The organism is [Clostridium] symbiosum ATCC 14940 (assembly GCF_000466485.1).
Taxonomy (GTDB): Bacteria; Bacillota; Clostridia; order Lachnospirales; family Lachnospiraceae; genus Otoolea; species Otoolea symbiosa.
On record NZ_KE992836.1, the window covers coordinates 14,587 to 32,508 of the forward strand.

Annotated in this window: 17 protein-coding genes and 2 pseudogenes; 8 read left to right on the forward strand and 11 right to left on the reverse strand. The window is 49.6% G+C overall.

The window, feature by feature from the left end; all coding sequences use genetic code 11:
- Together CLOSYM_RS04405 and CLOSYM_RS04410 are read left to right on the forward strand one after the other, a co-directional pair.
- Nucleotides 1–1,489 (forward strand): annotated as a pseudogene (locus CLOSYM_RS04405) (recombinase family protein); the annotation flags it as partial.
- Between the two features lie 53 nt (nucleotides 1,490–1,542).
- Nucleotides 1,543–2,463 (forward strand): annotated as a pseudogene (locus CLOSYM_RS04410) (aldo/keto reductase); the annotation flags it as partial.
- A gap of 76 nt (nucleotides 2,464–2,539) precedes the next feature.
- Here the strand turns inward: CLOSYM_RS04410 and CLOSYM_RS04415 are convergent.
- Entirely contained in the window at nucleotides 2,540–3,307 is a 768-nt protein-coding gene (locus CLOSYM_RS04415) for a hypothetical protein (protein ID WP_021641124.1), read from the reverse strand.
- A gap of 208 nt (nucleotides 3,308–3,515) precedes the next feature.
- On the opposite strand from CLOSYM_RS04415, the gene CLOSYM_RS22960 reads away from it, so the two are divergent.
- On the forward strand, nucleotides 3,516–3,689 hold the full coding sequence (locus CLOSYM_RS22960) for a hypothetical protein (RefSeq protein WP_003498701.1): 174 nt from the start codon (nucleotides 3,516–3,518) through the stop codon (nucleotides 3,687–3,689).
- Nucleotides 3,690–3,711: 22 nt separating this feature from the next.
- Nucleotides 3,712–3,960 (forward strand): spore coat protein, encoded by a 249-nt coding sequence (locus CLOSYM_RS04420; protein ID WP_003498702.1) that lies wholly within the window; start codon nucleotides 3,712–3,714, stop codon nucleotides 3,958–3,960.
- A gap of 143 nt (nucleotides 3,961–4,103) precedes the next feature.
- Here CLOSYM_RS04420 and CLOSYM_RS04425 read toward each other — a convergent pair whose 3' ends face one another.
- Together CLOSYM_RS04425 and CLOSYM_RS04430 are read right to left on the reverse strand one after the other, a co-directional pair.
- Nucleotides 4,104–4,763, reverse strand: coding sequence for an MgtC/SapB family protein (locus CLOSYM_RS04425; RefSeq protein WP_003498703.1), 660 nt, complete (start codon nucleotides 4,761–4,763; stop codon nucleotides 4,104–4,106).
- A gap of 174 nt (nucleotides 4,764–4,937) precedes the next feature.
- Nucleotides 4,938–6,848, reverse strand: coding sequence for an endonuclease MutS2 (locus tag CLOSYM_RS04430; protein ID WP_021641125.1), 1,911 nt, complete (start codon nucleotides 6,846–6,848; stop codon nucleotides 4,938–4,940).
- Nucleotides 6,849–7,440: 592 nt separating this feature from the next.
- On the opposite strand from CLOSYM_RS04430, the gene CLOSYM_RS04435 reads away from it, so the two are divergent.
- Both CLOSYM_RS04435 and CLOSYM_RS04440 read left to right on the forward strand, forming a co-directional pair.
- Complete coding sequence (locus CLOSYM_RS04435) at nucleotides 7,441–8,004, forward strand: HD domain-containing protein (protein ID WP_021641127.1); 564 nt, start codon at nucleotides 7,441–7,443, stop codon at nucleotides 8,002–8,004.
- An 82-nt stretch (nucleotides 8,005–8,086) separates the two neighbouring features.
- The gene (locus CLOSYM_RS04440; protein WP_009296183.1) at nucleotides 8,087–8,476 is read left to right on the forward strand and encodes a ribosomal maturation YjgA family protein; all 390 of its coding nucleotides are present in this window, start codon (nucleotides 8,087–8,089) and stop codon (nucleotides 8,474–8,476) included.
- A gap of 22 nt (nucleotides 8,477–8,498) precedes the next feature.
- Here CLOSYM_RS04440 and CLOSYM_RS04445 read toward each other — a convergent pair whose 3' ends face one another.
- On the reverse strand, nucleotides 8,499–9,023 hold the full coding sequence (locus CLOSYM_RS04445; RefSeq protein WP_024738334.1) for a GNAT family N-acetyltransferase: 525 nt from the start codon (nucleotides 9,021–9,023) through the stop codon (nucleotides 8,499–8,501).
- Between the two features lie 280 nt (nucleotides 9,024–9,303).
- Between CLOSYM_RS04445 and CLOSYM_RS04450 the strand changes: the two genes are divergently transcribed.
- The gene (locus CLOSYM_RS04450; RefSeq protein ID WP_021641130.1) at nucleotides 9,304–10,257 is read left to right on the forward strand and encodes a LysR family transcriptional regulator; all 954 of its coding nucleotides are present in this window, start codon (nucleotides 9,304–9,306) and stop codon (nucleotides 10,255–10,257) included.
- A gap of 3 nt (nucleotides 10,258–10,260) precedes the next feature.
- On the opposite strand, the gene CLOSYM_RS04455 is transcribed toward CLOSYM_RS04450, so the two are convergent.
- Nucleotides 10,261–11,049: an SDR family oxidoreductase gene (locus tag CLOSYM_RS04455; protein WP_021641131.1), complete on the reverse strand. Its 789-nt coding sequence runs from the start codon at nucleotides 11,047–11,049 to the stop codon at nucleotides 10,261–10,263.
- A gap of 1 nt (nucleotide 11,050) precedes the next feature.
- Nucleotides 11,051–11,953 (reverse strand): fumarylacetoacetate hydrolase family protein, encoded by a 903-nt coding sequence (locus CLOSYM_RS04460; RefSeq protein ID WP_009296179.1) that lies wholly within the window; start codon nucleotides 11,951–11,953, stop codon nucleotides 11,051–11,053.
- 232 nt (nucleotides 11,954–12,185) lie between these two features.
- Here CLOSYM_RS04460 and CLOSYM_RS04465 point away from each other — a divergent pair, with 232 nt between their 5' ends.
- Nucleotides 12,186–13,397: a pyridoxal phosphate-dependent aminotransferase gene (locus CLOSYM_RS04465; protein WP_009296178.1), complete on the forward strand. Its 1,212-nt coding sequence runs from the start codon at nucleotides 12,186–12,188 to the stop codon at nucleotides 13,395–13,397.
- On the opposite strand, the gene CLOSYM_RS04470 is transcribed toward CLOSYM_RS04465, so the two are convergent.
- Genes CLOSYM_RS04470 through CLOSYM_RS04490 form a run of 5 tightly spaced genes read right to left on the reverse strand, consistent with a single transcriptional unit; the run spans nucleotide 13,376 to nucleotide 17,872 of the window.
- Nucleotides 13,376–13,780: a PaaI family thioesterase gene (locus CLOSYM_RS04470; RefSeq protein ID WP_003498714.1), complete on the reverse strand. Its 405-nt coding sequence runs from the start codon at nucleotides 13,778–13,780 to the stop codon at nucleotides 13,376–13,378. The two genes, CLOSYM_RS04465 and CLOSYM_RS04470, sit on opposite strands and share 22 nt — an antisense overlap.
- A 44-nt stretch (nucleotides 13,781–13,824) precedes the next feature.
- Complete coding sequence (locus tag CLOSYM_RS04475; protein ID WP_021641132.1) at nucleotides 13,825–15,321, reverse strand: AMP-binding protein; 1,497 nt, start codon at nucleotides 15,319–15,321, stop codon at nucleotides 13,825–13,827.
- A gap of 25 nt (nucleotides 15,322–15,346) precedes the next feature.
- Nucleotides 15,347–16,540: an acyl-CoA reductase gene (locus tag CLOSYM_RS04480; RefSeq protein ID WP_003498718.1), complete on the reverse strand. Its 1,194-nt coding sequence runs from the start codon at nucleotides 16,538–16,540 to the stop codon at nucleotides 15,347–15,349.
- Entirely contained in the window at nucleotides 16,530–17,612 is a 1,083-nt protein-coding gene (locus CLOSYM_RS04485) for a LuxE/PaaK family acyltransferase (protein WP_021641133.1), read from the reverse strand. Before CLOSYM_RS04485 ends, CLOSYM_RS04480 begins: the two co-directional genes overlap by 11 nt.
- Nucleotides 17,609–17,872, reverse strand: coding sequence for an acyl carrier protein (locus CLOSYM_RS04490; protein WP_003498722.1), 264 nt, complete (start codon nucleotides 17,870–17,872; stop codon nucleotides 17,609–17,611). The genes CLOSYM_RS04485 and CLOSYM_RS04490 overlap by 4 nt, the downstream gene beginning before the upstream one ends.
- Nucleotides 17,873–17,922: the final 50 nt, after the last annotated feature.

Here is a 17,922-nt window from a genome sequence, read left to right on the forward strand (position 1 = left end):
TCTATGCAAGACAATCGGTAGACAAAAAGGACAGCATTTCCATTGAAAGCCAGATTGAGTTTTGCAAATACGAACTGAAAGGCGGTAACTGTAAAGAGTACAAGGACAAAGGGTATTCCGGGAAAAACACGGAGCGTCCACAATTCCAGCAGCTTATGCGGGACATTGAAAACGGGCTTATCCGAAAAGTAGTGGTTTACAAGCTGGACCGTATCAGCCGTTCCATTCTGGACTTTGCGAAGATGATGGACTTCTTCCAAAAATACGAAGTGGAATTTGTTTCCTCCACGGAGAAGTTTGACACCTCCACCCCGATGGGGCGGGCTATGCTGAACATCTGTATCGTGTTCGCCCAGCTTGAACGGGAAACGATACAGAAGCGGGGCAGGACGCATGGCATTCCCGCTGCCAGCGTGGTTTTAAGATGGGCGGCAAAACGCCCTACGGTTTTCGGACAGAGCCGTATGTCATGGACGGGATACGCACAAAGAAGCTGGTAATCGAGCCGACGGAAGCGGCCTTTGTGCGGCGGATGTACGAGATGTACGCCGACCCGCAGGTGTCCCTCCATGACATTACAAAGAAGCTGACTGCGGACGGTATGCGCACTTACCACGGCAGGCCGCTGTCAAGGGCGACCCTTGGCGTTATCCTACGCAACCCGATTTATGTAATGGCAGACCTCGACATATACGATTTTTACAAAAGCCAGGGGACGGACATCTACAACGACGCCGCTGACTTTGCGGGGACAAACGGCTGCTATTACTATCAGGGCAAGGGCAACACGGAGGATAAGCATAAGCATTTACAGGGGCAGACGCTGGTGCTTGCGCCCAGCGAGGGCTTTATCCCCTCTGAACTGTGGTTAAAATGCCGGAAGAAGCTGCTTGCCAGCCACACCTACCAACCGGCAAGGAAAGCCCGGAACACATGGATGGCGGGAAAAATCAAATGCGGGAAGTGCGGCTATGCGCTGATGTCGGCGCGCGCTAACGGTATCCTCTATCTGCGCTGTACCGTCCATGCGGACAGCAAGGCCTGCCCCGGCTACGGCTGCGTAAAGCTGCATGAACTGGAAGCGGTGGTATACGGGGCAATGGTCAAAAAGCTGAAAGACTTTAAGACGCTGACGGGCCGGAAAAAGGCGGCGAAAATCTCCCCGAAGCTGACAGCGAAGCGGCTGGAACTGGCACAGGTAGAAAGCGAGATTGAAAAGCTGCTGGACACGCTGGCAGGCGCAAGCCCGGTGCTGCTCTCCTATGCAAACAGCAGGATTGAGGAACTGGACGCAAAACGTCAGGCCATTTCCAAAGAGATAGCAAAACTCTCTGCGGACGCTGTACCAATGGAACAGATAGAGAGCATTTCCGGGTATCTGGACGACTGGGAGAATGTCAGCTTTGAGGACAAGCAGAAAGTCGTTGACGCACTGATAACCGTTATCCGGGCAACGAATGAAAAAGTAGAAATCGAGTGGAAAATCTGACGGGCTACTCCCGCCGCACACCATCCCTTTTGTGCTCTTGTCTATAATAGTGACATATCGGTTCCACCTGGCAGAAAGGACAGTACGTGCGCACCCGCTGTATGCCTCTGGTGAAAGCCGCCTTTGAAGATTTACTTTCCAGACTCGGCACAGACTATATCGACCTGGGCATGATCCATTTCGTGGATGAGGCCGCAGAGTTTGAGCGGATTATGTCAGGGGAATACATAGACTATGTCAGAGGACTTAAGAAAGACGGGGTAATCCGCCATATCGGCCTCAGCACCCACAATCCGGCTGTGGCAAAGATGGCGGCCCTGAGCGGTGAGATTGAGATGATTCTGTTCAGCATCAATCCTGCTTTTGATTTGCTTCCCCCAACCGAAGACATCAACCAGTATTTTGCCGATGAATACGATGAAGCACTGGGCGGCATTGCGCCGGAAAGGGAGGAGCTTTACCGCATCTGCGAACACCTTGAAGTTGGGATTACCGTCATGAAGGGGTATGCCGGCGGACGTTTATTCGATGCCCGCACCTCCCCCTTCGGCGTGGCACTCACGCCTGTCCAGTGCCTTCATTATGCGCTTACACGGCCCGCTGTCGCCAGTGTGATGGCCGGATATGATACGCCGGAGCATGTCCTCATGGCCGTTGCCTATGAAAACGCCTCCGCAGAAGAAAAGGACTATGCCAGCGTCCTGGCCCGGGCGCCGCATCATGCTTATTCCTCAGGCCAGTGCACCTACTGCGGCCACTGCGCTCCCTGTCCCGCCGGAATCGACATCGCCATGGTGAATAAGCTTTATGACCTGGCCTCCATGCACCGGGAGGTACCCGCCGCCGTGCGCGCCCATTACCGTCAGCTCAGCGCCAACGCCGCCGACTGTACTGAGTGCAGGGGCTGTGAAAGCCGCTGTCCCTTCCACGTTCCCGTGGTGGAACGGATGAAGCTGGCGGACAATCTACTGTAAACCGGACACGGCCCGCTGGAAACGGCGGGCCCGCTCCGCGCACAAATCACCCCCGTCAATTAAAACAGGGCGGTCTTTAATCCTGCTCTGTCTCTCTTCCCGGATCGCTCATCTTTATAATTTCAATCGCCATTTTCGCCACGGCATCCGGATGTTCCCAGGCATCATCCTCCCAAAGACTGTAGCTGGTATCACCGGCCGACCATGTGGCAAGGACTCCATGGACATCTGAATTTTCTGAGGTGACCCGGACCGTGATGTCCACCTTCGTTCCATCCTCCAGTTTTGTGAACCAGCTCTGTTTCCTGCTGTCATCAAACACATAGTAAATACCCGAAATATCACCTTCCTCCGATTTGGCTGCCCTCGCGACGGCATCTGATTTAGTAATCTCATCGTAAAACTGAATCTGCGCAGCCTTATCACCTATCATACTGTAGTCAGGATCACTATACCATTCTTTATTGGCCGGAAGCCAAAGTCTCAGTCCTGCCGCTTCAAAATCTTCCGAAGAACCGACATCCACAATTGGATTCGGGAGGGCGGACCAATCCTGCGCCCGGCTCTCTGTCACCGGTGTCTGCGTCTCCTCTTTTGCGGATTCCGCCGAATTGGCTGTCTCTTCACCAGTTAAAGATGCTGCTTCTTGCTTACTTACATTTTCCTCTGTTCTTGCCTCTGTCTCCGCTGCCCTTGCCGCTCCGGCCCCGCCTCCTGCATTCTTCTGTGCCCCGCCTCCTGCGCAGGCCGCCAGGGAACATATCAGCAGCACTGCCGCACATGGCGTTAAATATTTTTTGCGTTGTTTTTTCTTCTCTTTGATATCATTCTTTATTGTAATCATAATATTTCACCCTGCTTTCTCTCATTATTTTCCATTATATCTTCCGGAGACATCTGCCACAAGAGAATTTATCTTTACGTATCTTACGATTTTTTACATCCGAGGCTGTTCGCACAAAAAACGTTTCAATATATTGGAATAAATTTGGAAGGAAAATGTGATGATACTTTCCTGTAATCTTCACATACTAAATGTGGAGGTGATAATTATGAGTCCAAAGGAATTAGATTATATCGAGGATGCTCTGGGACATGAGAAATTTTTTAAAACTCAGTGTCAGGATGCAATCCAAAATCTTCAGGATCAGGAACTGAAAACCTGTGTTCAGCAGATCGCTGACAAGCATCAGCAGATTTTTGACAGTTTCTATCGTTTAACCTAATGATGAAAGGAGGGTTACAAAAATGGATGACAGATGTATAATGGAAAACCTGCTTCTGACCACCAAAGGCGTATGTGATCTGTATCTTCACGGTACGATCGAATCTTCGACCCAGGATGTGCGTCAGAGCTTTGATCAGGCCTTAAACAACAGTCTTTGCATGCAGGATGACATTTACAAAAAAATGTCTGCCAAAGGCTGGTATACGACAGAGCAGGCGGAGGCAATGAAAATTCAGAAGGTAAGAAACCAGTTCTCCGGTATTTCATAAATTCTGATTTAAACCGAAATCCTGATTTACAAAATCCCCTTCTGTTATTTTCCCGCTGACAGGCTGCCATCAGGAAAAAAACGGAAGGGGATTCTTTTATACTTTTATTCTTTTACCGGCTTCATCAGCCGCGGCCTGCGGGGTCAGCATCTGACATATGTGACGCCGCTACAGTCCATCAGTATTTTGGTCAGTTCCATCTTGTTGTACTCTTTCGGCAGAAAAACTCCCAGCTCCATTCTGTACTCCTGGTTTTCCGTCATCTCAAGCTCCAGACTGTCTACTTCCACCTTCTGTCCGAGCAGTTTTTCCTGAAGCTCTTCAATTCCCGGATGGTCTTTCATGATAATGACCAGTTTTTCATACCTGTGTTCTTTTTTAATCACAAACTGCCTGTGCAGAACGAACTGCATCAAGACAATGAGAACAGTAACGGCAATACCAATATAGTACATACCGGAACCCACCGCCATTCCCACCCCTGCCGTGGCCCAGATTCCGGCCGCCGTCGTAAGGCCGCTCACAGCGCGGTTCCTGATGAATATGATTCCGGCGCCAAGGAATCCGATGCCGCTGACGATCTGCGCAGCAACCCTGGAAGCATCATAGTTCTGAATATCAGAAAATCCATATTTTGACACAATCATGATCAGGGCAGCGCCCAAAGCAACAATTGCATGAGTACGGATCCCCGCCTCTTTATTTCTGTTTTCCCTCTCATATCCGATTACAATTCCACAGACTGCCGCTGTGAGAATGCGCAGAAAGAATTCCGCCGACAGGACTAGCTCCTGCTGTGTCATCTGCTATCCCTCCTGTTTCTGTCCGGCCGCTGACCGGGTGATTTTAATGTATCAAATGCTCATGCTCATAGTATACCATGAACTCTAGGTTCGTGGAGTACCTCACCAAGGGTTCAGGTATGACTCGCACTAGATTCGTGTAATACCTCATCAAGTGCTCATAGTATACCACAATCAGTCTGTGGATGGTATAGTTCTCTCCATTCCTTCACAGTATTTACGCTCCATCTGGTGTTTCGCTTTCCTCTCCTCCACGCTTTCGAAGATAATGGAAAAATCATAATCCTCCGGATACAGTTCGGATGCAGGGACGTGAAGTTTTATCCTTTTGTGGTTAATCCATATTTTCTTATCCTGCAGCTGAACCTGAAGCACGCCCTTTTCATTTGCGGTACGGCAGACAATTCCCGTCTTTTTGTCGGGATAAACCATAACACAGTCTCCCAGCCGGAATGCGTCTGCCTCCGTCTGATGATTCTTATGGATTTTTTCTTTTTGTATGACCGGCGCAGACCGGCGTTCAAGCTGTTCCGGAAGGGCGTCCATGATATCCGGACTGCCGTTCTCCCCATAAGCAGCCTGGCTGGCTCTGCGGAGCATATCCGCAGGCATGCCGAGACTCTTGGCAATATAGAAAGCGCAGCTCTCACCGGCCCGGCCTATCTCCAACCGGTATTTTGGCTTCAGCGTTTCTCTGTCAAAGGCCATTCTCGCGTTGCAGACTCCCTCCGCATTCTCCCCGTACTGCTTCACTTCCGGATAGTGGGTGGTAACAAGATACAGGCACCCGCTCTTTCTAAGCTCCTCTAAAATGGCAATCGCGATTCCCATTCCCTCGGCCGGATCGGTTCCGGATCCCAGCTCATCCATTACAACCAGGCTCTCCCGGTTCACCCGTCTCAGAATATCCAGAGCGTTCGTAATATGAGCGGAAAAGGTGGACAGGTTCTCAGTCATATTCTGACCGTCCCCAATGTCACAAAGTACCTGGCTGTTCATACAGATATCAGCTTCCCCGCAGGGTAGATGCAGACCGCACTGGGCCATCAGGCAGTAGAGTCCCACTGTCTTGATCGCTACCGTCTTGCCTCCCGTGTTTGGCCCCGTTATAATAATTCCTCTTGTCTTTTGGCCAATCTCGAAATCCAGAGGTACACAGGTTGTGGGATCTAAAAGCGGATGACGGCCATTCCTGATCCGTATTCTGCGCTCCAGGTTTATCTTCGGCAGCGTGCCGCAGACAGCAGCGCTCAGCTTTCCCTTGGCAAAGATAAAGTCCAGTTTTTCTATCACCCTGATATTTTCATAAAACAGTTCCTGCTGCTCCGCTATCAGCGCTGTCAGCGTATATAAAATGCGCCTGACTTCATTTTCTTCGTCCAGCTTTAAAAGCTGAAGCTCCTCGCCGTATTTCGCCACTGACACCGGTTCGACAAACAGTGTGGCTCCTGTAGACGATTTATCAATTACGGTTCCCGGTATTCTGAATTTATAATCTTTTTTTACAGGAATGCAGATGTGGCCGTTCCTGGAAGTAATGAATTGTTCGGATACAGCATCTTTATTCGCTTTCAGTACGGCTTCTGCCTTTGTCCGCATCTTTTCTTCCGTCCTGGCAATCTGTTCCCTGGTATCCTTTAAATATTTGCTGGCGTAATCCTGAACCTGGTTATTCCTGACTGATGCCGCCAGCTCTTCTTTTATATCCGTCATCGGATAGAGGTCCGCCTCATAAAACGGAAGGCCGGACTCCAGATGTTTTCCCCTTGACAGATAGTCTTTCAGCCTCTCTACCGCCGTCAGCGTTATTCCGATATACTCAAGCTGTTCAGCAGTCAGACATCCTTCCTTCTGAGCCGTATTCAGCAGTTCTTCCACCTGATCAAGCGTCACTAACGGGGGATTCCCGAATTTGTCCAGCATTTCCCTGGCCTCTGTCGTCTCGCGCAGAGCAACCTTTACGTCCGTTTCCCTCAGATACGGCTCCAAAGCCCTGATCTTCTCCTTACTTCTCTCTGTATAAGCGTACTCTTCCAACTGTTTTAAAATATGATTAAATTCTAATGTTTCAAATGTTCGGTTCAATTTGTTTTCCTCCTATAAGATAGAATCCCGCTCGCGGGATTCTCCGCCTGCGGCGGGTCGCTTCGGCGACATAATTCCCTACCTCCGCAGTGCGATCCTCCGCGAAGCGGTTTTTATTTAACAGGAGAGCTTTCCTGTTAAATAAAATAAGTCCATGACCGTATCTCCCCCACGTTCACAGACTTATTCCCAGGACCGGAGCTCCTCGCGGAGCATTTTTATATCACAGGACAACTTCCATATGAAATAAAAAAGGAGCGCACCGCTCCCCTCCAAATTAAACCTCAGGTTTGTGTATGAAGTGGTAAAAGCAGATTCTATCGGCCACAGACACGCCGATAAAAGGGCAGACTCCTGGCGTAACAGCCAGAAAACCCTACTCTTTATGCAACTATTTTGCTGCCTTTTCTGCAATTAACACACTTAACAAACACACACCTCACGATCATTTTTATTTTATCGTAATATATCATACTAAGATACGAAAGTCAAATAGAAAATATATACAGCAAAACCCGCAGGCTGTAAAACAAATTGACAAGTCTCCTGTAATCTTCTACACTGATAAATAAAGAATCAGGAGGTTACTTTCATGACACTACTTAAATCATACCTTGAATTTATAAAAGAACTAGAATTGTTAAAAAATATCACCCGCACTGCCTGGACTTCCGCAGGAAAGAAGGAAAGCACTGCCGAGCATTCCTGGCGTCTGGCTTTATTTACCGGAATCATCTCGCAAGAATTTCCGGAACTGGATGGGAAAAAGCTTCTGATGATGGCTCTGGTACATGATCTGGGCGAAATCTATGACGGCGATATTTCTGCCGCCCTGCTGCCGGATCCGGATGAGAAGTACAAATCAGAGGCCGGATCGGTCAGCAGACTGTTATCCCTTCTGGAGGAACCGGCCCGCAGCCGCATCGCTTCCCTCTGGCAGGAATATGAAGACGGCAGAACGGCAGAAGCAAAATTAGTTAAGGCACTGGATAAGGCGGAAACCATTATTCAGCATAATCAGGGCCAAAATCCAGACGATTTCGACTATGAATTCAATCTTTCTTACGGGAAGCAGTATTTTGAAACTAATCCGCTGCTTAAAGAAATGAAAAGAGAGATTGACAATGACACATTAAAGCATATTCAGCCGCTATGATGTTACTATTCACAGCTCCGCAAAATAGCGGCTGTGAATAGTAACACTATGAGCCATATTGCAAACCAGGAAGGATTTTGCCATGAAGCATATGAAAATCACAAATCCCCGAATCCGCTATCTCACCATGTTCCTCTTCCTTCTGCTCACCGAGCTGTTCATCGGGATTTTTGTGCATGATCGTTTTATACGCCCCTATGCCGGAGATGTCCTCGTTGTCATTTTAATCTATACCTTTCTCAGAGCTCTGTTTCCTCACGGGGTTAAAAACCTTATCTGGTATGTGCTGCTCTTTGCCGTCAGCGTTGAAATTCTTCAATATTTCCATATCGGCAGGCTGCTTGGGCTGGAGCATAACCGGGCTGCAATGATCATTCTTGGTTCCACCTTTGATGTCAAAGATATCCTGTGTTACGCCGCCGGCTGTCTTATCATCCTGGTATGGGAGCAGCCGGGCCGGAGAAAGCTGTGACAGGGTAATAAAAGCTTTTGAATCACAGTATGTATTCATACAGCAGAAATTCCGTCAATCCCGTATCCTCATAAAATAATTTTACGGTGCCGCAGTACTCAAATCCCCTGGACAAATAGAACCTTTGGGCCGATACGTTAGCCGCAAGCACATCCAGGCGGATCGCCTTCTGCCTGCCAATGCAGGCCCGTCTTATCACCTCATTTACCATCTCTCCGGCCAGCCCTTTTCCCTGGTGTTCCGGCAGGACTCCGAGCGCATGGATGACAGTTACCTCTTGTGGACCTGCACCGGTTTTCCATTCTATCGTCTCATACCCATCGGCACACTCATGATTAGCCACCATTGCTCCGGTAATCACACCGTCCAAAATGCCGATCAGCAGTTCCTGCCGTTCAATGGCTCCCTTTAAAAATTTCTCATCCGGATAGATTCCCTTTTTCCAGCCCGGCTTTGATTCGGCATTCTGCATCCCATCAATCACCGCGTCATAAAATGACACTACTTTCTCAAACTCTTCCTCTTTTGCCGTCCTTATTTCTAACACTTTTCCCTCCCGTCTTCTTTCCGTCATCCTGCGTCAGACGAAAAAACTCTATAAAATTTCCTTTTATGGCTGTTCCGGTAACACCTTTTATCCTTTTATCATTATATCACGGATTTACGGCAGCAGAAACGATTATCCAGACGGAAATGATACGGCAGGGCAAGTCCCTGGCAGAGGCAGAAAGGCGGTCAAAGGCGGATCCTGACATACCTGATTGCATTTTATCTCCCGGCAAATTATAATAATGTCAGGTTCCGTTGACAAGCAGGAGGATTAAATCATGAAAAACCGCAGCTTCGAATATGTCTATACCGTCTTCCAGGAGGGCAGCTTTTCAAAGGCGGCCGCAAAACTCTATATCTCGCAGCCGGCTTTGAGCGCCGCTATCAAAAAAGTCGAGACAGAGCTTTACGGCGTACCGCTTTTTAACCGCGGCGTTAACCCGGTTACTCTCACCCCTGCGGGCGAATTCTACATAAAAGCCGGCCTGGAAATTTCTGAAATCGAGGATCGGATTGATGCATACTTTGCCTCTGCCGCCGGAGTCAGGGGAGGCACGCTTAATATTGGAAGCTCCTCCTACTTCTGCACCTACGTCCTTCCCGGCATTATAAAACGGTATCACGAACACAATCCCGGCTGTACGCTCAACCTGATAGAAACCGTTGTCACGGACATGGAAGAAAAGCTAAAGTCGGGGGAGCTTGATCTGGTTATGGATGTGGAGACCATGGACAGCCAGGTATTTGAATCCATTCCTCTCGGACGGGAATATATCCTCCTGGCCGTGCCTTCCCATTTTGATGTAAATGAGCGCCTGGCCGCTTACCGCCTCACCGGCTCCCAGATTAAGGATCTCAGTTTCCTCAGTGAAGAGATTCCCGCCGTCGATCTTTCGCTCCTGAAGGAAGAGCCTTTCCTGCTGCTGAAAAAGCAGCATGATCTGTACAGGAGGGCTATGGAGCTCTGCCGCCGGGCAGGCTTTGAGCCAAATGCCTGCCTGTATCTGGATCAGATGCTGACTGCTTACAATATAGCAAAAAACGGCCAGGGTATCACTTTTTTCAGAAATACTCTGCTTAAAGCCACTGAAGCAAGTGATAAACTGGCCTATTATAAATTGGGGGACGAGATGGCATCCCGTGAAATCCTGATCTCTTATAAAAAGCATCCTGCACCGTCACCGCTGTCAGACGATTTCATCAAATATATGATGCTTCACCCGGAGGGATAAGCGTCAGAACGCCTTAACCATCCCACCATCCACCAGAACGGTCTGTCCCGTAATATAAGTGTTGGAAGGCGCCAGCAAAAAGGCAGCCAGTTTGCCGTACTCTTCCGGCTTCCCATAGCGGCCCAGCGGGATACCCGCAAATGCCGACTGCCGTATCTCCTCCACTGTTTTACCCGCCTTCTCTGCGCGGACCTGATCCATCTGATCAATCCTGGCTGTGCCGATTCTTCCCGGCCCTATGACATTTACCAGAATCCCATCTTTGCCCAGCTCCTGGGAGAGGGTTTTCGACAGTCCCACTACCCCCATGCGGAAGGTATTGGAGAGGATCAGGTTGTCAAGCACCGCTTTCACAGAGGAGGAGGTGGAGTTCAGGATTCTTCCGCCTCCGCCGGCCCGCATAATCGGCAGGCACTCCCGTATCAGACGGATGTAGGACAGGAGGCATAGCTCAAACGCTTTCTGCCAGTCCTCATCGCAAAATTGATCGAATGTTCCCGGCGACGGGCCTCCCGTGTTATTCATCAAGGCATAAACCGGGCCAAGTTTTTCAGTCGTGGTCTTCACCAGCCTTTTAATATCCTCCGCCTTTGTGATATCTCCGGCCTCATATTCCGGCCTGTTACCTGTCTTTTCTTCGATTTCGGCCTGCGCCTCCTTAAGCTGTTCCTCAAACGGGGAAAACAGCATAACCCGGGCGCCCTCTCTGCACAGCTCCATGGCAATTGCCTTTCCAAGCCCTGAACTGGACGCGCTGACAATCGCCGTCTTATCTTTTAATCCCAGTTCCATATTACCCCCTCCTTTTCTTCATATCCACAACAGGATTTATAAGCGGTTCCATCATAAAACCGTCAGGCCCGCTGATGCGGCATTCCGCCGTATCGCCGTCCTCGATATGGACAGCCCTCGGTGTTCCGGTTGATAGAATATCTCCCGCCTTCCATCCCTGCAGCCGTGAAACCAGGGAGACGAGACGGGCCGGTTTGTGTGTCATATTACTTACATCATTCCCGGCATGAACCCTGCCGTTATGTACCGTCTGAACATTCAGCTTCAGCACGTCCGGAACCTCGTCCGGCGTGACGAGCTGGGGACCGAAGCTGAAAAAAGTGTCGAAACCTTTTGCAATAGTGAGAAAACGCGGGTTCTGGCGGAGGATAGATTCTTCCGTCATATCCAGAATAGCCGTATAGCCCGCAATGTATTTTTCCCAGTCCTCCTCATCAATACACTTGCAGTCCTTTCCGAGGATTATTCCAAGCTCAGCCTCGGCGGTTGTCTTCTTTGCCTCCTCCAACTCCGGAATCCGTATCTCATCCATCGGCCCTATAATACAGGATGCCGGTTTATAGAAGCTTCCGGGAAATCCAACCGGGGCACTCTCCCCCAAATCCCCTGCGTGATCCACATAGTTTAATCCGATGCCGAAGATGCGCTGAGGTGTTCTGTAGAGCGGACCATATACGGCTTCTTCTGCCAAAATCACGCCGGGCATCTCCTCCAGCTCTTCTTTCCCCCCATTGTTATACCACGCGGTCAGCAGGGGAATTTCCTCCTTCAGGATTAAATCAAACATCTTTGTTTTCCATGATGTTCCTTTTGCTTTGTTAACCGCACGGATGGGACATACTCCCTTTTGCGTAACGATTGCGGCCGTCTCTGTGCCGCCGTTTTTAATGGTTGCAAGTCTCATAGCATTTCCTCCTTTACCCCTACGATAACATCTGAGTCCTGATTCTGTCTAAGACCTTAATTTGTATAGAAGTATAAATATTTTCTTATACGGTCCGTTTTTATACTCATTTGCTTATGCCTGCATATACTTTTATCTATTGGATTTTTGTGGAGTACAGCCGATATAATAGAGGCAGGACAAAAAAACCGGATTTATCAAAAACCGGCAGACGGGAAAGGAGTTTTTAATTATGAATATGAATGAAATGATTGCAAAACGCATGGAACGGCTGGCCCCTTCAGGCATACGTAAAATGAATGAAAAGGCCCTTGAGATGGAACGGGCCGGAGAACCGGTCCTCCATTTTGAAATCGGACGCCCTGATTTCGACACGCCGGAGTACATTAAGAAGGCCTGTATCGACAGCATCACTGCGGGGGATGTCTTCTATACCTCCAATTTCGGTATCCTGCCGCTCCGGGAGGCCATTGCCAATAAGCTGAGAACCCAGAACAAAATCGACTGTAAGGCATCTGAGATCATTGTCAGTGTCGGACTGACCGAGGCTGTTTACGATGTGCTGTGCAGCATCCTGGATGAGGGGGATGAAATCCTTGTCCCGGATCCCGTATGGATCAACTACATGAATGTGCCGAAGCTTTTAGGGGCTGTTCCCGTATCCTACCATCTCCGCGAAGAAAACGATTACCAAATCGATCTGGATGAGATAAAGAACAGCATTACGGATAAGACAAAGGCCATGGTTATTATCACCCCGAACAACCCCACCGGCGGGGTCCTCTCTGAAAGCGTACTGACAGAGCTTGCCCGGCTCGCTGTGGAGAATGATATTCTGGTGCTTGCCGACGAAGTATATGAGAGGCTGATTTATGACGGTGAAAAGCATATAAGCATTGCATCCTTACCAGGCATGAAGGAACGCACCGTCACGCTCAACGGTTTCTCAAAAGCATATTCCATGACGGGCTGGAGGCTGGGTTACGCCGCCGCGCCGGAAAGCCTGATTGCTGTCCTTAATAAAATCCACCAGCACAATACGACCTGTGCCACTTCTTTCGTCCAGCAGGCCGCTGTCGCCGCCCTTCGCGATGAAAAAGATGAAGTAAACGGGATGGTCCGCGAATATCAGAGACGCCGCGATTATGCCGTGGGTGCCATTAACCGGATTAAGGGCATAAGCTGCCTCTGCCCCAAAGGTGCCTTTTATATCTTTATCAACATAAAAAAGCTGGGAAGGCCGTCCGCTGAGGTGGCAGAATATCTGTTAAATGAGGCAAAGCTCGCATTTGTCCCCGGTGATGTCTTTGGTCCGGAGGGCGAAGGTTATCTTCGCATGTCCTTCGCAAACAGCTATGAAAATATTGTGGAGGGGTGCGGGAGGTTAAAAAGAGCGGTGGAAAAGCTGTCTTCAGACAGTACCTATCCCTCGTCCAAACAGTAAAATGTAAATTCCCCCTCCGCCAGTATTCTCTCATTGCCCGTCTCCCTGACAACGGAACGGCAGACGCAGAGTCTCCTGCCCCTGTTTATCACGGCCGCCTCCGCAGTCAGTTCCTCAGCCCGGTTCGTCCCCTTCAGGAACCGGAAGGAACTGTTCACCGTAACATGGCGGCGGCCGTCGTTTCTCGTCAGCAGGCCGGCGGCTATCTCCGCCATAATGAACATAAGGCCTCCGTGAACGCTCTCCATCGCATTCAGAGAGACGGGGGTGACGGCTGCGGTGACACGGGCCTGATCCTTTGTAAGCATTGCAGCTTTAATATTGTTGTGAATCATAAAGTGATTTGTCTCATTCGTCTGTTTCAGCTGTTCTTCGTAATTCATTCCTTCAAATCCTTTCCCATTATTATGTATTCATCATACATGATTTACGGGAGTTCTTCCAGCTTTTTATAAAGCACTTTTCCGGCATCATTTTTCGGTATTTCCCCGACTGTGATAACCTCAAATACACGGCGGCTCAGCTTTGTCGCCTTCTCCAGAAAGAGCGCCGTCTCCTCCGGCTTTGGCAATGCACAATGCCCCGGCGAACCCATACTCTCCTTCGGCATAGCCATGAAAATTTTCATCCCTTCATCATTGCCGGTACAGGCAAAATCACAGCCCCCAAAATGATGTTTCAAAAGGCGCTCGGTTCCGTCCAGGCTGATCCGGTTCCCGAACAGCTTGAGAAACCTTTTTTTCCTCCCTTCTATATAATAAAAACCCGCCTCATCACGTCTTGCCATGTCTCCGGTGAAAAGGATCCCTCTGCATTCATCTCCCTTTGACAAGTCGCTCCGTTTTTTTGCATAGCCCAGCATAACATTCTTTCCTTCATAGACAAGTTCGCCGGTCGTTCCCGCCTCTTTTATCTCTCTGCCGTCCTCCCCTGTCAGGCGGAATTTCCCTCCGGGGATTGCGATTCCCATACTCCCGCACCGGTTCAGAGCTTCGCCGGCCGGAAGGTAGCCCATCCTTGCAGTGGCCTCCGTCTGCCCGTACATGACAATAAAATGTTTCCCATGTCCGGCTGCATATTCGGCAAATTCACGGTGAAGGGATACGGAAAGCTTTCCTCCCGCCTGTGTCATTGTTTTCAAATTCGGCAGTTCCATCTCCATAAACTTTAATTTTTTAAGCATCTCATATGTATAGGGAACACCTGCAAGGGAAGTGGCCTTTTCTGCCGACGCAAACTCCCAGAATCCCCGGTCAAACACTGTCTTTTCCGTCAAAAGCACGGCGGCCCCCGCCAGCGCATGGCTGTTGATGACGGACAGGCCGTATGTATAATTCATCGGAAGCGTTGTGACGGGGCGTTCCGACCGGGTAAGCTCCAGATAGCTGGCGATGGAAGCCGCATTCGAACTCAGGTTTTTATAGCTGAGCCTGACAAGCTTCGGACTTCCGGTGCTTCCCGATGTCGTCAGCAGGAGGGCCAGCTCTTCATAAAGCTTTACCTCCCGGCTGCTCTCTGAACACGGCCGGCAGCTCAGGCAGATATAGCCCCATTCGTGCCAGACGGGCGGCATGCCGGCGAAATAATCCGGATTGGCGCTATATACTTCTTCCGGCAGCGCCAGGTATTTGGGCCTGTATTCTTCCATCAGCTCACCGAGCATCTCCCTCCTGGCCTTGTCCTCCATGATTTGGCGGTTCAGAAGCAGGGGCACAACGCGGTTTCTCAGGGCCGCAAAACAGGTAAAAACTGAGCCGATGCTGTTCCCGCATAAAATAAACAGGAGGCTCCGGCTTTTCATCCTCCCCGCCGTCCTTCGGCTGAACTCATCGAGATCCGCGTATGTGGCAATGGCTCCCCTATCGTCCAGGAGCATTGTCCTTTCTTTTAGTTCCGGCCTTTCTTCATAAAATGTGCCGAGCATCTTCTCATCTCCTTACGAAATGTAACTACGATATTTCTCTTGACAGCCGTTCGATCAGATCCATTCCGTCCCATGTCGGTTCAAAGGTCATGGCCTGCCCCAGAGGGACAATCCGGTCTATGCCCCTAAGCCTTGAATCTCTCACAAAGCGCCGCAGTTTTTGTATGTCGTACCCATAGCAGGTCATAGTCTGAATCTTTTTATTTACGGCCGGTATTAATTCCTCCAGTTCTTTTATCCCGTATTCATAAAAGGTTCCAAAGCTGCCCTTCCGTTTTGCCAGCTCCTTTGTCTTTTGTACCGGCACCACCCAGAGCCGGTTGCCGTACCGGACTGCTTCGCAGAGCGAAGTATCATTAAGAGCGGCTTCACAGAGCGCCTGAAACTTCCGGTATGCCCTGGATGGTGTGAGTTGGTATGCTGCGGCTGCCTGTTCCACGGCTGCCCACCAGCGCTTTCTGACTCCTTCCTTTTCCGCCCATTGTCCGCCCTCATCATGCCAGATCACGGAGGACGGGCTGGAGCAGGCGTTTTGATCCACACTGTAAGTATCCATATAAAAACGGTGTGCCAGAGCCTGCAGTTCGTCCTCTTCCAATTCCGATACCCGGTCCGTGTTAAGAAGAAGCAGGGAACTGCGGTCCGGAAAGATGATATCATAAGCATCCGCGCGAAGCGGAATCTGCCGCACTTCGTCCACAGTCCTGTCACCGCCCCAGATCACCCTCACATCGCAGAGAGAGGAATAATACGCCGTCTGTTCCCGGCTGCTGCTGCCGTAGGATACAAAGCGGACCATGTCATAAATTCCCCCCTGGGAAAGCCCGGCCAAGCTGCTTTTCTTTTCTTCCGAAAGCATCTGACCGATCAGTTCTTTCAGACGCATTCCCTGTCCGGCTGTTCTGGATGAAATACGGATGATGTTGGAATTACCGGCCAGCAGGCCAATCGCCATGGACCAGGCGAACATCGCCGGAATATTAGACGGAGCGATGTGAAAGACAAGACCTCTCCCCAGCCGGAAGTCATTCCCTGTATACTGATTCCTGTACCGTTCAAGATTTGCCCTCCGGCACCAGAATCCAAAAGCACGTATTTCCTCATCACTTCTGAGTAAGTCATCGCTTTTAATCCGCTCTGAAAGAGCGGAAAGAAAATCCATCACCGGTTCGGAAAATGGAATTTCCGTCCGCGTCCCGCTTTTGCCGTCAATTTTCATATGTATCGCTGCACCCCCTGATTTCTGCTCCGTCTGCCCGTCCGGTCACTTTAAAGTATTTTCCTTTTCTCTTACAGGGACAATCATCAATCCCAAGGATAATTCCCTCATCCTCCGTCAGCAGGGAATGCCCCGGATAAGACTGGGCAGCCGGGGAAATTACCTGTAATAACCCCTTTTCCCCGATATCACAGACTGAAAAATCCAGGCTTCTGCGCATGATTACCTCCGAATAGCTGGCGGCATGCAGATGCCCGCATTCACATTCCATATAGATGCTGCCGGTCTGTTCCGCCATACCGTAATAATTATGTACTCTGCCGATTCCAGTCTGCCGTTTTAACGCTTCCTTAAATTCCTGTTCCGTCACAGCTTCATTTTTTAGTTTTTTCCAGCCTCCCCCATGGATCAGACAGCCGTTTTCAATCTCGAGCCTCATTTTTCCCCGATACAAAGCCTGGTAAAAATACTTCCATATCATAAAGGTAAAACCGAAAAGAAGAACCGGTTCTCCCCGATGGCGCTCAAGAAATTCCTGTATTCCGTCCAGATTCAGGCTCATATCACTGTTTAAAGCGTAGAAACGCTCGGTGCCGAAAATAGAAAATCCTAAAATCCCTGCTCCCCTGGCAGAAAAAAGCTCCCTGTTCTTCAGGACTTCAGGGGAATCGACAATAAGAAGCGGAAACCTCCCCCTGCCGATAAAATCGCCGGCAACCGCGGAAAGTGTTTTCTGCTGATCCGCCGCCGTATTTTTGTCCAGGACAATCTCGGAACGCATCTGTCCTGTTGTACCCGAGGATTGGACTGTCTTGAATATCTCCAGAGCCGGAACGCTTTTAAGACCTCCTCCTTTGAAAAGGGAGACAGGGATCATCGGAATCTGTTCCAGCTTTTCGATTTTTCCTGCCTTCTCCCGGCTGTAGCCTAATATTTTTAAAACCCGGCCGTATTCCGGACAGCATTCCCTGTGTTTCTCCGTCAGAAGACTGAGATACGGTAAAAGCAGCCGCTCTTTTTCAGACTGTGGCACCCCAAAAGGAGGCATGCCGAGTATTGCCTGATATTTCATACGCTTCCCGTTTCCCGGCCGTCCTCAAACAAAACGCCGTATCCGGAGAGTACCTCTTTGCCTTTTTCGTATGATGTCAGATTCAGCATATCCGAAGTGTCCAGCCTGATTTCAAAAGCTTCCTCCAGCTCCGCTACCAGATCCATATGGCCGATTGAATCCCAGAGGTCAAAACCTCTGTATTTTAATTCCTTTAGTTCCTCCTCTTTTTTTCTGAATACACCCATGAAAATTTTATTGTATTTTTCTAGATTCGTCATTTTTTATTCCTCCTGTTTTATACCGGTAGTGTCAAGTTTCACTACCTGTT

Coding starts and splice junctions, on each gene's coding strand:
- CLOSYM_RS04415 (WP_021641124.1), bottom strand. CDS start 3,307: ATGATTACAATAAAGAATGATATCAAAGAGAAGAAAAAACAACGCAAA.
- CLOSYM_RS22960 (WP_003498701.1), top strand. CDS start 3,516: ATGAGTCCAAAGGAATTAGATTATATCGAGGATGCTCTGGGACATGAG.
- CLOSYM_RS04420 (WP_003498702.1), top strand. CDS start 3,712: ATGGATGACAGATGTATAATGGAAAACCTGCTTCTGACCACCAAAGGC.
- CLOSYM_RS04425 (WP_003498703.1), bottom strand. CDS start 4,763: ATGACACAGCAGGAGCTAGTCCTGTCGGCGGAATTCTTTCTGCGCATT.
- CLOSYM_RS04435 (WP_021641127.1), top strand. CDS start 7,441: ATGACACTACTTAAATCATACCTTGAATTTATAAAAGAACTAGAATTG.
- CLOSYM_RS04440 (WP_009296183.1), top strand. CDS start 8,087: ATGAAGCATATGAAAATCACAAATCCCCGAATCCGCTATCTCACCATG.
- CLOSYM_RS04450 (WP_021641130.1), top strand. CDS start 9,304: ATGAAAAACCGCAGCTTCGAATATGTCTATACCGTCTTCCAGGAGGGC.
- CLOSYM_RS04455 (WP_021641131.1), bottom strand. CDS start 11,049: ATGGAACTGGGATTAAAAGATAAGACGGCGATTGTCAGCGCGTCCAGT.
- CLOSYM_RS04460 (WP_009296179.1), bottom strand. CDS start 11,953: ATGAGACTTGCAACCATTAAAAACGGCGGCACAGAGACGGCCGCAATC.
- CLOSYM_RS04465 (WP_009296178.1), top strand. CDS start 12,186: ATGAATATGAATGAAATGATTGCAAAACGCATGGAACGGCTGGCCCCT.
- CLOSYM_RS04470 (WP_003498714.1), bottom strand. CDS start 13,780: ATGAATTACGAAGAACAGCTGAAACAGACGAATGAGACAAATCACTTT.
- CLOSYM_RS04475 (WP_021641132.1), bottom strand. CDS start 15,321: ATGCTCGGCACATTTTATGAAGAAAGGCCGGAACTAAAAGAAAGGACA.
- CLOSYM_RS04480 (WP_003498718.1), bottom strand. CDS start 16,540: ATGAAAATTGACGGCAAAAGCGGGACGCGGACGGAAATTCCATTTTCC.
- CLOSYM_RS04485 (WP_021641133.1), bottom strand. CDS start 17,612: ATGAAATATCAGGCAATACTCGGCATGCCTCCTTTTGGGGTGCCACAG.
- CLOSYM_RS04490 (WP_003498722.1), bottom strand. CDS start 17,872: ATGACGAATCTAGAAAAATACAATAAAATTTTCATGGGTGTATTCAGA.